The 14,890-nt window shown below is 71.1% G+C and carries 11 protein-coding genes; 4 read left to right on the forward strand and 7 right to left on the reverse strand.

Going from position 1 to position 14,890, the window contains the following annotated elements:
• Positions 1 to 137: 137 nt before the first annotated feature.
• Both IF22_RS0112665 and IF22_RS0112670 read left to right on the forward strand, forming a co-directional pair.
• Positions 138 to 365 carry a helix-turn-helix domain-containing protein gene (locus IF22_RS0112665; protein WP_030331503.1) on the forward strand — a complete coding sequence of 76 codons (228 nt, stop codon included), beginning with the start codon at positions 138 to 140 and terminating at the stop codon, positions 363 to 365.
• 512 nt (positions 366 to 877) lie between these two features.
• Entirely contained in the window at positions 878 to 1,471 is a 594-nt protein-coding gene (locus tag IF22_RS0112670; RefSeq protein WP_030331505.1) for an Rv3235 family protein, read from the forward strand.
• Between the two features lie 597 nt (positions 1,472 to 2,068).
• On the opposite strand, the gene secA is transcribed toward IF22_RS0112670, so the two are convergent.
• Positions 2,069 to 4,996 carry a preprotein translocase subunit SecA gene (gene secA / locus IF22_RS0112675; protein WP_030331506.1) on the reverse strand — a complete coding sequence of 976 codons (2,928 nt, stop codon included), beginning with the start codon at positions 4,994 to 4,996 and terminating at the stop codon, positions 2,069 to 2,071.
• Between the two features lie 168 nt (positions 4,997 to 5,164).
• Between secA and IF22_RS0112680 the strand changes: the two genes are divergently transcribed.
• Both IF22_RS0112680 and IF22_RS0112685 read left to right on the forward strand, forming a co-directional pair.
• Positions 5,165 to 6,316, forward strand: a complete 1,152-nt coding sequence (locus IF22_RS0112680; protein ID WP_030331508.1) for a GNAT family N-acetyltransferase — start codon at positions 5,165 to 5,167, stop codon at positions 6,314 to 6,316.
• Positions 6,313 to 7,425, forward strand: coding sequence for a GNAT family N-acetyltransferase (locus tag IF22_RS0112685; protein WP_030331510.1), 1,113 nt, complete (start codon positions 6,313 to 6,315; stop codon positions 7,423 to 7,425). Before IF22_RS0112680 ends, IF22_RS0112685 begins: the two co-directional genes overlap by 4 nt.
• A gap of 66 nt (positions 7,426 to 7,491) precedes the next feature.
• Here the strand turns inward: IF22_RS0112685 and hpf are convergent, their stop codons facing one another.
• From hpf to efeB, 6 genes are all read right to left on the reverse strand, one after another.
• Positions 7,492 to 8,121 carry a ribosome hibernation-promoting factor, HPF/YfiA family gene (hpf, locus tag IF22_RS0112690; protein ID WP_030331512.1) on the reverse strand — a complete coding sequence of 210 codons (630 nt, stop codon included), beginning with the start codon at positions 8,119 to 8,121 and terminating at the stop codon, positions 7,492 to 7,494.
• 244 nt (positions 8,122 to 8,365) lie between these two features.
• Positions 8,366 to 9,073 carry a ComF family protein gene (locus IF22_RS0112695; protein ID WP_030331514.1) on the reverse strand — a complete coding sequence of 236 codons (708 nt, stop codon included), beginning with the start codon at positions 9,071 to 9,073 and terminating at the stop codon, positions 8,366 to 8,368.
• A 4-nt stretch (positions 9,074 to 9,077) separates the two neighbouring features.
• Positions 9,078 to 10,853: an LpqB family beta-propeller domain-containing protein gene (locus IF22_RS0112700; RefSeq protein WP_051708434.1), complete on the reverse strand. Its 1,776-nt coding sequence runs from the start codon at positions 10,851 to 10,853 to the stop codon at positions 9,078 to 9,080.
• A gap of 32 nt (positions 10,854 to 10,885) precedes the next feature.
• The gene (gene mtrB / locus IF22_RS0112705) at positions 10,886 to 12,673 is read right to left on the reverse strand and encodes an MtrAB system histidine kinase MtrB (protein WP_051708407.1); all 1,788 of its coding nucleotides are present in this window, start codon (positions 12,671 to 12,673) and stop codon (positions 10,886 to 10,888) included.
• 12 nt (positions 12,674 to 12,685) lie between these two features.
• Positions 12,686 to 13,375, reverse strand: coding sequence for an MtrAB system response regulator MtrA (gene mtrA, locus IF22_RS0112710; RefSeq protein ID WP_030331519.1), 690 nt, complete (start codon positions 13,373 to 13,375; stop codon positions 12,686 to 12,688).
• A gap of 225 nt (positions 13,376 to 13,600) precedes the next feature.
• Positions 13,601 to 14,878 (reverse strand): iron uptake transporter deferrochelatase/peroxidase subunit, encoded by a 1,278-nt coding sequence (gene efeB / locus IF22_RS0112715; protein WP_030331521.1) that lies wholly within the window; start codon positions 14,876 to 14,878, stop codon positions 13,601 to 13,603.
• Positions 14,879 to 14,890 lie beyond the last annotated feature (12 nt).

Below are 14,890 nucleotides of genomic sequence, written 5' to 3' on the forward strand. Positions count from 1 at the left end.
CACCTCGCCTCCGGCCGGAGGAAGCTCCCGCCCGGTGTGTCTCGCGCTGCCGGTCGGCCGCCGAACCGGGCCGGTGCTGGGCGGTCAGCGCTGTCGGTGGCAAACTGAGCCAAACGACATCAACACCGGGAGTTCCTGTGGAGCCGAGGTTCCTGCTGCTCTCCGACGTGGCTGCCGAGCTCAACGTGTCGGATTCGCAGGTCTACCACATGGTGCGCAGCGGCGAACTGCCGGCGATCAAGATCGGCGGGCGCGGCCAGTGGCGCGTCGAGCGGACCCGCCTGGAAGAGTACATAACGCGCAAATACGACGAAACTGCGGACTGGGTGCAGAGCAATCCGCTCATCGACAGGGACCCCGAGTAGCGGCCCAGCCCATCCGGTCGGGCCCGCCGGCCCGCCTGGCTGCCGCCCACGTCCCGACCAGACCGCCTGCCGCTCGCGCCGCGCTGGCCGAGCCGCCTGCCTGCCGCTCACGCCACGGCCGTGCCTGCCCGCCGCCCACGTCACGACCAGCCCGCCAGCCGCTGGCGCCCCGCTGACCGAGTCACCTGCCTGCTGCTCGCGTCACGACCAGCCCGCCAGCCGCTCGCGCCGCGCCGGCCGAGTCACCTGCAGCCCACGTCACGATCGACCCCTCAGCCAGCCCTTCGCCTGACGGCCGTGGGCGGTCCGGGCGTCCGACCTGGCTTGATCCACTCGGGTTTACGGAAGTCGGGGCATCGAGGCCGCCGCGATACCGCGGCATCAAGAAACTCGAGTGGATCAAGGGCCTTTGTTGGTCGTGGGTACCGGGAAGCCATTGACCGAGGCAGTTGTCTCGCTCAGAATCGAGCTTGTCGGAGGCAAACGAAGGCAAACGCAAGATCGAGGGGGCCATGATGAGCGGAGCACGACCCGGTCCTTCCCGACCACCCGTGCGACTGCGCCCCGTCCCGCCCTTCGACCCGCCGTACGTCGACGAGACCGACGGGGCGTACTGGCCAGCACCGACCGACGGTCAGCTCGCCCTCGACCTGTTCGCCTCCACCAGACCCCTCCCCCTCCGGCCGCCGGAACGCCGAACACCGCTGCGCCCGGTGCCCAACCGACCCGCCACCCATCCCGTCGCGTCGTTACCGCCGACGGCTGCTCCGGAGACCACCCGAGCGGCGCACCGCTTCGTCGGCACGTGCGTGGAGGTGGTCAACGGCTACCGCTCGCCGAACCAGGTGCGAGCGCTGCTCGACCCGGCCCGAGCAGCCGACCTGCTGACCGAACTCGCCCGCGCGTCCGGCCGGGCCGGGACAACCCGCCGTCGCACCGGCCGACCACTGGTTCGGCTGCTACGCCTGCGAGTTTGCGAGCCCAGGGAGACCGCTGTGGAGGCGGCAGCCGTCCTCACCGGCGCCAGCGGCCGAAGTTGGGCGATGGCAGTACGCCTGGAGCACCGTCGTGGCCGCTGGCTCTGCACCGCCCTACACGTGCTCTGACCACACTCCCGGCCCCAATCGATCACCTGGCCGCGCCCAGGACGGCTCCAACCCGTGCCCCGCCGGGCTAGGACGAGCCGGCCAAGCCAGGCAGGGCCGGGGCCAAGCCAGGCAGGGCCGGGGCCAAGCCAGGCAGGGCCGGGGCCAAGCCAGGCAGGGCCGGGGCCAAGCCACGGGGCCAAGCCAGGCAGGGCCGGGGCCAAGCCAGGCAGGGCCGGCCCGGCAGGACTAGGCCGGGCCGGGCCGAACAGGGCCGGGCCGAACAGGGCCGGGCCGAACAGGGCCGGGCCGAACAGGGCCGGGCCAGGGCCAGGGCGGACGGGGCCAGGGCAGGGTTAAGCCAGGCCAGGACCGAGCCAGGCCAGGGCCAGACCGGGTGATCCACTCCGGTTTCAGGAAATCGGGTTGTCCGGCTGTGGGTGATGGCCCGATTTTCATGAAGGCGAGGTGATCACGGTGTGCGGGTGCGTGTCACCCGAGGAGGGCCGCCCAGGCAGGTGGTTTGTCGGGCCGGCGGGGCTGGCAGACACCGACGGGCCCCGGCCTGGTCGGCCGGGACCCGTCGGTCAGGGACTGTCGCTGCGCGGACGCTGTCGGTCAGTTGCCGCCGTTGGGGGCGCCGTGGCAGCGCTTGTACTTGCGGCCCGAGCCACACGGGCACGGCGCGTTGCGGGACGGGCCGTTGCTCGCCTCGGCCTGGTTGGGTGCCGTCCGACGGGCGGCAGCCGACGGAACAGCCGGGCCACGCAGCCCGGATGCCGGCCGCTGTGGAGCGGACGGCGCGCTCTGCCCCGGTGCCGCAGGGGCACCCGGAGCCGGTCGGCCAACGCCGAGCGCCGGAGCCTGCTGCTCGGCCTGCTCCACGGCGACCGCACCGGGGCTGGCCTCGCCGTCGATGGTGGGCGCGGAGTATTGCAGGCCCTGCCGCCGCGGTGCCTGGTTGAGGCCCTTGGCCCGGATCTCGACCGGCTTGTCGAGCAGCGTGACCTCGTCGGCCCCCGCCTCCGGCTCGGGTTCGGTGACCTGGACCTCGATGTTGTAGAGGAAACCGACGGTCTCCTCTTTGATGCCCTCCATCATCGTGGCGAACATGTCGAAGCCCTCGCGCTGGTATTCCACCACCGGGTCGCGCTGGGCGTACGCGCGCAGGTTGATGCCCTCCTGGAGGTAGTCCATCTCGTAGAGGTGCTCGCGCCACTTGCGGTCGATGACCTGGAGCAGCACCATCCGCTCGAGTTGGCGGACGCCCTCGGTGCCGAGCTGCTCCTCACGGCGGTCGTACGCGGCGTTGGCGTCCTCCTTGAGGCGGGCGACCAGGAAGTCGGCGTCCATGCCGGCCCGAGAGCCGCCGGTTTCCTCCTCCAACTCCTCGATCGTCACGCTGACCGGGTAGAGCTGCTTGAGGCTGGACCAGAGCTGCTCAAGATCCCAGTCTTCGCCGTAGCCCTCGGAGGTGGCACCCCGCACGTACGCCTCGACGGTGTCGTCGATCATGTTGCGGACCTGGTCGGAGAGGTCTTCACCGTTGAGCACCCGGAGCCGCTCGGCGTAGACGACCTGGCGCTGCTTGTTGAGCACCTCGTCGTACTTGAGGACGTTCTTGCGGATCTCGGCGTTCTGGCCCTCGATCTGGGCCTGGGCGCTCTTGATCTGCCGGGTGACCATCTTCGACTCGATGGGCACGTCCTCCGGGATGTTGAAACGCTCCATCACCGCCTCGACGGCCCCGGCCCGGAAGCGCCGCATCAGCTCGTCCTGCAGCGACAGGTAGAAACGGGACTCGCCCGGGTCACCCTGCCGGCCGGCGCGACCGCGCAGCTGGTTGTCGATCCGCCGGGACTCGTGCCGTTCGGTGCCCAGCACGTAGAGGCCACCGGCGGCGGCGACCTCCTCCGCCTCGGCGTCGCAGGCCTGCTTCCACTTGGGAAGGACCTCCTCCATCGCCTTGGCGTACTCTTCCTCGTTCTCCAGCGGGTCGAGGCCGCGCTGGCGCAGCTCGTTCGCGGCGAGGAACTCGGCGTTGCCGCCGAGCAGGATGTCGGTGCCGCGACCGGCCATGTTGGTTGCCACGGTGACAGCGCCCTTACGCCCTGCCTGGGCGACGATCTCGGCCTCCCGCGCGTGGAACTTGGCGTTCAGCACGTTGTGCGGGATGCCCCGGCGACGCAGGAGCTGGGAGAGGATCTCGGAGTTTTCCACCGAGACGGTGCCGACGAGCACCGGCTGGCCCATCTGGTGCCGCTCGGCGATGTCCTCGATGACGGCGTTGAACTTGGCCTTTTCCGTCTTGTAGATGACGTCCGGCCGGTCTTCGCGAACCATCGGGCGGTGGGTCGGGATCGTCACGACGCCGACCTTGTAGACCTTGTTGAACTCGCTCGCCTCGGTCTGGGCCGTACCGGTCATTCCGGACAGCTTCTCGTAGAGGCGGAAGTAGTTCTGGAGGGTGATGGTGGCCAGGGTCTGGTTCTCCTGCTTGATCTCCACCCCCTCCTTGGCCTCGATCGCCTGGTGCATGCCCTCGTTGTAGCGACGGCCGTGCAGGATGCGACCGGTGAACTCGTCGACGATCAGGACCTCACCGTCGCTGACGATGTAGTCCTTGTCGCGCTTGTAGAGCTCCTTGGCCTTGATGGCGTTGTTGAGGTAGCCGACCAGCGGGGTGTTCACCGACTCGTACAGGTTGTCGATGCCGAGCCGGTCCTCGACCTTGGCGACGCCCCGCTCGGTCACCGCGATGGTGCGCTTGGAGTGGTCGACCTCGTAGTCGCCCTCGCCGTCGGTGCCGGGCTGGAGCCGGGCCACCACGCCGGCGAACTCGCCGTACCAGCGGGCGGAGTGCTCGGCCGGGCCGGAGATGATCAGCGGGGTGCGGGCCTCGTCGATCAGGATCGAGTCGACCTCGTCGACCACCGCGAAGTTGTGCCCGCGCTGCACCAGCTCGTCCTTCGACCACGCCATGTTGTCGCGCAGGTAGTCGAAGCCGAACTCGTTGTTGGTGCCGTAGGTGATGTCGCACTCGTAGGCGGCCTTGTGCTCGCTGGCCGGCCGGTTGGGCAGCACCACGCCGACGGTCAGCCCGAGGAACTCGTGCACCCGGCCCATCCACGCCGCGTCACGCTGGGCGAGGTAGTCGTTGACCGTGATGACGTGGACGCCCTTGCCGGAGAGCGCGTTGAGGTAGACGGCCATGACCGAGGTCAGCGTCTTACCCTCACCGGTCTTCATCTCGGCGATGTTGCCGAAGTGCAGCGCCGCGCCGCCCATCACCTGGACGTCGTACGGGCGCTGGCCCAGCACCCTGGCGGCTGCCTCGCGGGCCACCGCGAACGCCTCCGGCAGCAGATCATCGAGGGTCTCACCCTCCTCGAGCCGCTCTCGGAACTGCTCGGTCATGCCGGCCAGTTCCTCATCGGTGAGGTTGATGTAGTCGTCCTCGATCGAGCTGACGGCATTGGCGATCGCCTTGAGGCGGCGCACCATGCGGCCCTCGCCCGCGTTAAGGACCTTTTCCAGAATCGACACGGATCAACGCTCCCCTAGACAGTCTCGAACCATCGTAGGCGCTCCATCGGCGCGATGGTCACTGGTGGCGGTGCTCGACCCCGCGGAACCCGACATAACTCGCGTCCTGCGCTCGCCCCAAACGTTATCCGGTTACGCCGTCGGCGAACGCTGCGGCAGGATGCACGAGTGGAGCCCGTGGAGATCATCGAGGACGGCGTGCTGCTGCGACCCTGGCGGGAGGCGGATGCCGAGGCCGTCCACCGAGCCTGCCAGGACCCCGACATTCAGCGCTGGACCACCGTACCGCGCCCATACCGGCCGGAACACGCGCACGGATTTGTCACCGAGATGAGCCAGAAGTCCTGGGCCGAGGGCACCGGGGCACCGTTCGCGGTCTGCGACCCGGGCACCGGTGAGCTGCTGGGCGCCAACGGCCTGATCTCCATCGACAAGGACGGTACCGGTGAGGTCGGCTACTGGACGGCACCGTGGGCGCGTGGTCGGGGCGTGATGGTCCGGGCCACCCGGGCGGTGGCCCGCTGGTCCTTCGACACCGTCGGCCTGCGTCGGCTCATCTGGCAGGCCGAGGTGGGCAACCACGCCTCCCGGCTGGTGGCCCTCCGAGCCGGTTTCCGGGTCGACGGCCGGTTGCGGATGGCCAACCCGGCGCTGGAGGGCGTGGCGGACGGCTGGATCGGTTCGCTGCTGCCTGGCGAGGTGCCCGCCGCCGGGTCGCCCGGGCCGGCCCAGCCGGGCACCCTCGCCGCCCGCCGGGCCGCCGTCTTCGGCCGCCCGCAGCCCGTTCTGTTCGCCACCACCGGGGCGGGCGAGCTGCGGCTGCGGCCCATGGAGGAGCGGGACCTGGGCGCCGTGGTGCGGACCTGCCGAGACCCGGAGTCGATCCGCTGGACCACGGTGCCGGACCCGTACGACCACGCCGACGCGCTGTGGTACCAGGAGCACTGCCAGGCGCTGTGGGCCCGGGGCGACGCCGCCTGCTTCGTGATCGCCGACCAGGACGACAGCTACGCGGGCACCATCGACCTGCGGCTCTCCCCGACCGACCCGCTGCTGGCCGACGTGGGGTTCATGACCGCGCCCGACGCCCGTGGTCGCGGCTACATGACGGCCGCGCTGCTCGCGCTGAGTGCCTGGGGTTTCACCGCGCTGGGTCTGGCCCGGATCGAGTGGAAGGCGAACGTCGGCAACGACGCCTCCCGTCGGGTGGCGGAGAAGGCCGGCTTCTCGTTCGAGGGGACCGCCCGGGGTGCCGTACCGCACCGGGGCGAACGGGCCGACGTCTGGGTCGCCGCGCTGCTCGCCGAGGATCTGGCGTGACCGAGCAGGAGGTCATCGAGGCGTACGGGGTGCGGCTGCGGCCGTTTCACACCGGGGACACCGCCGACGTGGTCGACGGCTGCGCCGACCCGGTCAGCCAGCGGTTCGTGTCGAACCTGCCAGCCCCGTACACCGATGTCGACGCCCGCTGGTGGATCGAGGTGGGCGCTCCGGCGGCCTGGACCGGCGGCGGCGCCGCGTACGCCATCGCCGACCCGGCCACCGACCGGCTGCTCGGCGCGGTGGGGTTGAACAACCCGGTGTCCGCCCGGGGTCAGGTCGAGATCGGCTACTGGGTGCGGCCGGCGGCGCGCGGACGCGGGGTCGCCACCGCCGCGACCCGCGCGCTGAGCGACCACGCGTTCGCCGCCGGCACCGCCCGCCTGGAGCTGCTCACCGAGCCGGAGAACGCGTCGAGTCAGCGGGTCGCGCTGGCCGCCGGCTACCGCTACGAGGGCTCGCGCCGGTCGGCCGGATCCGGCCGGAACGGGGACCGCCACGACCTGCTGGCCTGGGTACGCCTCGCCGACGACCCGCCCGGCCCGACCGCCCGCCTGCTGCCCGACCTGCCCGGCGGGCTGCTCACCGACGGTGTCGTGACAGTGCGCCGGCTCGCGCCGGACGACGCGGAGCTGATGCACCGGCTGCACAGCCGACCGGAGGTCGTCGCCAACCAGGCCCCGCCGGTGCCGCCGACGCCCGAGGCGACGCAACGGCGCTGCCTGCTGGCGGAGAGCGCCTGGCTCACCGGTGTCATCGCCCGACTGATGATCGTCGACGTGGCCAGCGGCGCGCCGGCGGGCAGTTGCGGGATGTCGATCACGGACGCGGCCAGCGGTGAGGGCTCGGTCGGCTACGCGCTGCTACCCGAGTGGCGGGGCCGGGGGTACGCGACCCGTGCGGTCCGGCTGCTCGCCGCGTGGGCGTTCGGTTCGGCGGGTGTCACCCGGCTGGTCGCCGGCACAGTGCCGGGAAACGTCGCCTCGCACCGGGTGCTGGAGCGGGTCGGCTTCCAGCGGGAGGGGCTCCAGCGTGGCCGGCTGCCCGGCCTGGACGGCACCCGCCTGGACGATCTGACGTTCGCGCTGCTCCCCACCGACCTGCGCTGAGAACGGCGGCAGGGAGTTGTGGCGGGACGTCCCGCCACAACTCCCTGGTCGAACAAGAGGGGTGGGTCAGGTGGCGAGGGAGATGATCCCGTAGTCGTAGGCGTGCCGCCGGTAGACGACGCTGGGACGGCCGGACTCCTTGTCCTGGAAAAGGTAGAAGTCGTGGCCGACCAGTTCCATCTCGAACAGCGCGTCGTCGATGGTCATCGGCTCCGCCGGGTGCACCTTCTCCCGGGCGATGTGCCACGGCTGCTGGTCGTCGTACTCCTCCTCGACCCGCTCCGCGACGGCCGTGCCGGCGCGGGCGCCGTCGCTCGGCGCGGTGGAGACCAGGTCGGCGACCGGCAGGCCCGCGGTGGCCTCGGCGACGGAGATCGGCGCGTGCCGGCCCCGGTGTACGCGGCGGCGGTCGGCTGCGCGGCGTAGCCGGGTGTCGAGCTTCGCAATGGCGGCGTCGAGCGCGCTGTAGAAGTCGTTCGTGCAGGCCTCGGCCCGAATCACCGGACCCCGGGAAACGCAGGTGATCTCCACCCGCTGGCAGTGGTCGGCTTGGCGCGGATTGCGCTCGTGAAACAGCTCGACATCGACGCGAATAAGTTTGTGGTCGTAGCGTTCGATCTTCGCGAGTTTCTCGGCTACGTGTACCCGGTAATGATCGGGAACTTCGACGTTACGGCCCTTGACCACGATGTCCACGTGACCTCCCTTGTTCGGACGGTCTTCGATCCGGTTACCCGGCCGCGCGCCGTGGGGAGACCCGCTGGCGTCGACCGGTTGTACGGCTACGCCTCCTCTCACCGCCGAGGGCGGTTGGAACGACCTCCTACCCCCGACAGCGAAACGCTAACTCCTGTTTGCCCGGCAGTCACCCCATGTTGCCGAGACGGCCCAGAATTTTTCGCAGCTCATACACCAACGGGTGAAACGGAAACACGATGGGTTACGACTGGTGTCTTTTCTCGGTCGCCGCGAGCACGGCGGCGACTGTTGGCGCCCATCCCGTCGCGCTCAGCACTCCGCTCGCGGCGGCGAGGGTCACCCCGGTGGTGACGATGTCGTCGAGCAGCACCACGACCGGCGCCGGGCCCGCGGCACCACCCCGCAACGGTCCGGCCGAGCGAGGCTGGAAGGCCGCCTCGGCCGCCGCCGCCCGCCCGGCGCTGTCCAGGGTGACCGAGTCGGGCCGGGGCAGCGCCCGCAGCGGACGGTGCACCCGCGCCGCCCAACCGCCCCGGTTGAGCCGGACCGCGCAGTGCCGGGCCAACCGGTCGAGGTGGTCTCCGTAACGGGACCGGGCCGCCGCCGCGGTGTCCGGGACCGGAACCAACGCCAACGGACGAGGCTCGCCGACGGCCGCCGCGACGACCTCGGCGAGCAGCGCGCCGAGTGGGCGGGCCAGGCCGTGTCGGCCGTGTTCCTTGTACGCCAGCAGAGCCTCGCGCAGCGGACCCGCGTACGAGCCGAGTGCGACGCAGGACGGCAGACCCGGCGGGGCGGGGGTGGGGCGCACCGCCCGTGGCCGCAACTGGCTCAGCGCGGTGACGCAGGCGGGGCAGACCCCGTGCCGCAGGCCGGGGCGGCGCTCGCGACAACCGGCGCAGCCGGCGGGTAGCACCAGGTCGGCGAGGTCCGCCCAGAGCCCGCCCACCGGGTCAGTAGAGGAAGAACGGGGCCGACGGGTTGCTCTGCCGCACGCCGGCCGGCACCGGGGCGATGCCGCGTACCCGGCTGGGCTCGATGCGTTCGAACGGGCTACTGCGGTAGGCCACCCCGTTCACCTCGTACATGTAGGCACCGCTGGGCGCCCGCACGCCGCGGTTGCTCGGGTACGCGGTCAGGTGGTTGACCTTGGCACCGAGGTCGGTCCGCAACGGCGTCTCCAGGGCGCCGTCGACGCTGATCTCGTAGAGCGCCGGCTGGCCGACCGACCCGGCCACCACCAGTTGGTCCTCCCTGCCCCAGTCGACCGCCGTCGGGTTGGTCAGCGAGGTGACCAGCTCTCGGGGCGGGCCGATGGAGACCCCGCCGCCGTCGAGGTTGACAGCGGCGACGTAGAGGCGGCCGCCGGCGATCAGCGCCACCCGCTGGCCGTCCAACGCGGCGGCCACCGCCGTGACCTCGCCGGAGGGCAGGTTGAGCGGCATCTGATACATCCGCGCCGTCTCGTCGAACCGGTAGAGCTGCCCGTCGGCCACGACCAGGCCGCGGCCGGGTCGGGAGTCGACCATCCGCAGCCAGACCGGCCGGCTGATCGAGGAGTACTCGGTGCTGCTGCGGCTGAGCACGGAGACCGGCTCGACGCCCGTGCCCACGGCGAGCCGGTAGCGGTTCTTGCTGCCGGTGACCACCATCGCGGCGAGGATCCGCCGGTCCTTGGCGAACCCGAGGCTGGCCGAGACGACGTTGCGGTTGACCTCGGGCGCCAGCGGCACGGTGCCGCTGGGCTCGCCTTCGAAGTCGAGCGGGTGGATCGCACCGTCGTACACCCCGAAGCGCAGCGGGCTGGCGGCGTGCGGGTAGAGCGCATGGGAGTTTCGGCGCTCGCCCAGGATCACCACCGGTTGCGCGTTGTTGCGGATCTTCAGCTCCAGTTGGCCCGGCAGGTCACCCAACGACCAGGCGATCTGGGTGATCAACTGGTCGATGCCGTTCTGGTCGTCGCTGGGCATGTCCAGGTTGACCTCCCACCGACCGTTCCCACCGGTGGCGTTGTTGATCAGCTCGGTGCGGTCCGGCAGCCCGACGACTCCCGGGCGCAGCCAGTCGGAGGGACCGCCGACCAGCCACTTCACCACCTCGTTGACCCGCCGCTCGACCGGCACCGCCTGCGGTCGGTAGCGCTGGTCAGGCACCAGACGGGTGCGGTCGGAGCTCCAGAAGTAGATCGTCTCGTCCTGGTAATACTGTCGGAGCGCGGTGTCGCTGAGCAGCAGCACGTTGGGCGGGTCGATGATGTACAGGCCGGCGCGGTCATCGTCGACGCCGCCGTCGAACGACGCGCTACGCAGGCCGAACTCGTACTCCGTCTCGGTCGCCACCGGCGGAGCCAGGGTGCCGTTGGCCCGCAGCACACCGATCTGCTGCACCGTGATCTTCACGGTCGTGGTCAAGTCCCTGTTGGGGGTGTAGACCGCCTCGCGCAGCCGCACCACGTTCAGCGCGACCTCGCTGCCCTTCTTGTCCTGTAGGCGGATCTTGTCCTCCGGGGCGACGAACGCCTTGACCCGCTCGTACGCCCGATCCGGCTCGCCTGCGGCGGCGGACAGGAAGTTGCGGACGAACACCTCTTGGAGGGTGCCGCTGGCGGTCCGCGTCGGTGGCTCACTGCCCCGGCTGATCACACCGGCCTCGGTCGCGGCACCGCCCTTGCCGTCCACCCGCACGTCGGAGGCCGCCGGAATGCCGCAGCCGGCGCCCAGCAGCACCATCACGCCGAAGGTCCCGAGCAGGGTCGGCCGTCTCACGAGTGCACCTCCGTCCGCTGCCCGTCGCCGGCCGGAGCCGGACCGATCGCCAGTGCCCCGCCGGTGCCGGGACCGATGGCAAGTTGGCCGCCGTCACGGGAGCCACCATCGCGAGGGTTGCCGTCGCGGGGGCCGCCGAACGGCAGCGTCGCGTCGGCCGGCACCAGCCGCAGCGGCGAGGTGGTCAGCCGGTCGCCGGCACGGGCCGGCAGGGTGAGCCGGAACTGCGCGCCCTGCCCGGGAGCGCCCCACGCCTCCAGCCAGCCGCCGTGCAGCCGAGCGTCCTCCAGGCTGATCGACAGGCCGAGGCCGGTGCCCCCGGTCTGCCGGGCCCGGGACGGGTCCGCCCGCCAGAACCGGTTGAACACCAACTTCTCCTCGCCCACCTTCAGCCCCACACCGTGGTCCCGGACGGTGATCGCCACGGCGGTCTCGTCGATGCCGAGGGTGATCAGCACCGGCCGGGCCTCACCGTGCTCGACAGCGTTACCGACCAGGTTGCGCAGCACCCGCTCGACCCGGCGCGGGTCAACCTCGGCGATCACCGGCGTGCCCGGCAGGTCGAGTTCGATCGGTACGCCCACCCGCTCGGCCAGCCCGGCCAGCCGGTCGACCACCCGGTGCACCACCGGCACCAGGTCGGTCGGCTCGGAATCCAGCATGGCGAAGCCCGCGTCGAACCGACTGATCTCCAAGAGGTCGGTGAGCAGTTCCTCGAATCGGTCCAGCTCGGCCTGGAGCAGTTCGGCGCTGCGGGCGACCGCCGGGTCGAACTCGTCGCGCTCGGCGAAGATCAGGTCAGCGGCCATCCGGACCGTGGTCAGCGGGGTCCGCAGCTCGTGGGAGACGTCGGAGGTGAAGCGGCGCTGCAACCGGGACATCTCTTCCAGGCGCAGGATCTGCCGTTGCAGGTTGGTGGCCATCTGGTTGAACGACGCGGCGAGCAGGGCGAGGTCGTCCTCGCCGTTGACCACCATCCGCTGGTCGAGCAGGCCCGCGGAGAGCCGCTGGGCGGTGCGGGCGGCGACCCGGACCGGGTTGACCACCAGCCGGGTGACCAGCGCCGCGAGCAGGCCGAGCAGGATCACCAGGGCGACGCCGGTGGCCACCACCGTGGCTCGGGCGTCGGCGGCGGTGACGTCCTGCCGGCCCAGCGGGACCAGATAGTAGAGCTCGATCTGGCCGAAGCGAGTCGGCACCGGTGAGCCGTAGACCAGGTATTTGGTGGTCTCGTCGGTGAGTCGCCCGGTGCGGATCTGGCTGGCCACCTTGCCGTCGGCGATCGCGGCGCGCAGCTCGGGGCTGATCAGCGGCTGGACGTTCGCCGACGGGGAGGTGCGGGTCTGGATGTCGTTGGGGTAGTCGTCGGCGGTGATCGCCACCACCACCCCGCTGGTCTGCTGGGGGTCGCCGCCGGCCAGGTAGTTGACGGTGCCGTCGATGGTCTCCTGAAGCTGCGCCTCCTGCGGCTGCCCGTAGAAGGAGACCTGCTTGGCCGCGTAGCTGGCACCGCTGGTCACCCGCTGCCGCACGTCGCTGCGCGCGCTGTCGAGCAGGATGGTGGTGATCTTGTCAGCGATGAGGAACGCGAAGCCGCCGACCAGCAGGCTGGACGCGACGAGCGTGATGGTCACCACCCGGACCTGGAGCGAGCGGCGCCAGGTCTGGTGCGCCCGACCCAGCACGCCCGCGACCCGGACACTCACCGCACGCCAGAGCTCCCCGGCGGCGCTGGGCCGGCGGGGCGCCGTACTCGGGGAGGGTGGCGGCGGCGAGGTTGACACAGTGCGACCAGGCTATCCGGTCCCCGCCTTGTAGCCCACGCCCCGCACGGTGAGGATGATTTCCGGCCGCTCCGGGTCCGGCTCGATCTTGGCCCGCAGCCGCTGGACGTGCACGTTGACCAGACGGGTGTCGGCCGCGTGCCGGTAGCCCCAGACCTGCTCGAGCAGCACCTCACGGGTGAAGACCTGACGAGGCTTGCGGGCGAGTGCGACAAGCAGGTCGAACTCCAGCGGAGTCAGCTTCACCTCCTCGTCGTTGCGGCTCACGGTGTGCGCCGGCACGTCGATGGTGATCTGGTTGTCGGGCGGCCCGATGGTGAGCATCTCGGGGGCCACGTCCTCGCCTCGGCGCAGACGGGCCCGCATCCGGGCCACCAACTCCTTGGGCTTGAACGGCTTGACCACGTAGTCGTCGGCACCGGACTCCAGGCCGAGCACGACGTCCACGGTGTCGCTCTTGGCGGTCAGCATGACGATGGGCACGCCGGACTCCGCGCGGATCGACCGGGCGACGTCTATACCGCTCATGCCGGGAAGCATCAGGTCAAGCAGCACGATATCGGGACGACTGTCGCGAAAAGCGGCCAACGCCCGCTCGCCGTCGGCCACGAACGAGGGTAGGAAACCCTCACTACGCAGCACAATTCCGAGCATCTCGGCGAGCGCGGGGTCATCGTCGACCACCAGTACGCGGGCTCTCATGGGATTAATATTGCATCCTCATTCAGTTCGGTGGGACCGGCGTCTGCCGGTACGCGCTTCGCGCCGCCGGCAAATCGGGTGACCGCGGTCCGCGGCGGCGGCGCCACGTGCTGCGGTGCCCGGCGCACGGATGGCCGTGGTCAGGCTGCCACCATGATCCCCCGTCGGCGCCGCCCGGCGCCACCGCAGGCTCGGTCGACCCGACTGTCGCCATCCGGACGACGGTCAGCCGAACAGCCCACGCCCCCAGTAATCCCCGCCGTCGCGCACCCCGGGCGGACAGGCGAACACACCGCTGGAGACGTGTCGCAGGTATTCGTTCATCACGTCGTGCCGCGCCAACTGAGTCTGGATCGGCACGAACTGGCGGCGTGGATCGCGCTGGTAGGCGATGAAGAAGAGGCCCGCGTCGAGCCGGCCGAGGCCGTCCGAGCCGTCGACGAAGTTGTAACCCCGGCGGAGCAGCTGGGCACCGCTGTTCCGGCTCGGGTGGGCCAACGCGACATGGGCGTGCTCGGCGATGACCGTCTTCCCGTCCGCGCCGCGCGCGGCGAAGTCGGGCTCATCGAACTCGTCGCTCCGACCGAGTGGCGCGCCGCTGCCCTTGGCCCGGCCGACGATCTCCTCCTGCTCAGCGAGGGAGGTCCGGTCCCAGGTCTCCACCAGCATCCGAATCTTGCGGGTGACCAGGTACGAGCCGCCGGCCATCCAGTCCGGCCCGTCGCCCGGCTGCACCCACAACTGATCACGCAGCAGGTCGGTGTCCTCGGCCTTGAGGTTGGCCGTGCCGTCCTTGAACCCGAAGAGGTTGCGCGCGGTGGCCTGGTCCCGGGAGGTCGACGAGGTACGGCCGAAGCCGAGCTGCGACCAGCGGACGCTCACCACGCCCATGCCGAGCCGGGCCAGGTTGCGGATCGCGTGCACCGCCACCTGCGGGTCGTTGGCACAGGCCTGGACGCACAGGTCGCCGCCGGAGAGCTGCGGCTGCAACGCGTCGCCGGGGAACTTCGGCAGCTCGGCAAGGGCGGCGGGCCGACGGTCGGCGAGGCCGAAGCGGTCCCGCCCGTCAGCGTCGCGGAACAACGTCGGCCCGAAGCCGATGGTGAGGGTGAGCTGCGAGGGAGGCAGGCCGAGCGCTTCACCGGTGTCGTCCGGTGGGGCCTGCGGCATTCCGCCGACAGCACCCAGCACTCCGGCGTCGCGCCCCGCAGTCATCCGCGCGGCGGCGGCCGACCACTCCTCAAGCAGTTCGACCAGCCGGGCCCGATCCTTGGTGATCACGTCGAAGGCCACGAAGTGCAGTCGGTCCTGCGCCGGGGTGACGATGCCGGCCTGGTGCTCACCGTGGAACGGCACCGCCCCGGCCGGGTGGTCGGTCGCCGAGGCCGGGCCACCGGAGCCGTTCAGCAGTGCCCCCGCGCCGGCCGCCACCCCGGCGACCCCGGCCACCCCGGCGCCGGCCAGGGTGATCGCCCGGCGCCGGGTCAACCCGCTTCCGCTCATCGACTCGACTCT

The sequence above is a fragment of the Micromonospora parva genome (genome assembly GCF_000718515.1).
GTDB classification, from domain to species: Bacteria; Actinomycetota; Actinomycetes; order Mycobacteriales; family Micromonosporaceae; genus Micromonospora; species Micromonospora parva.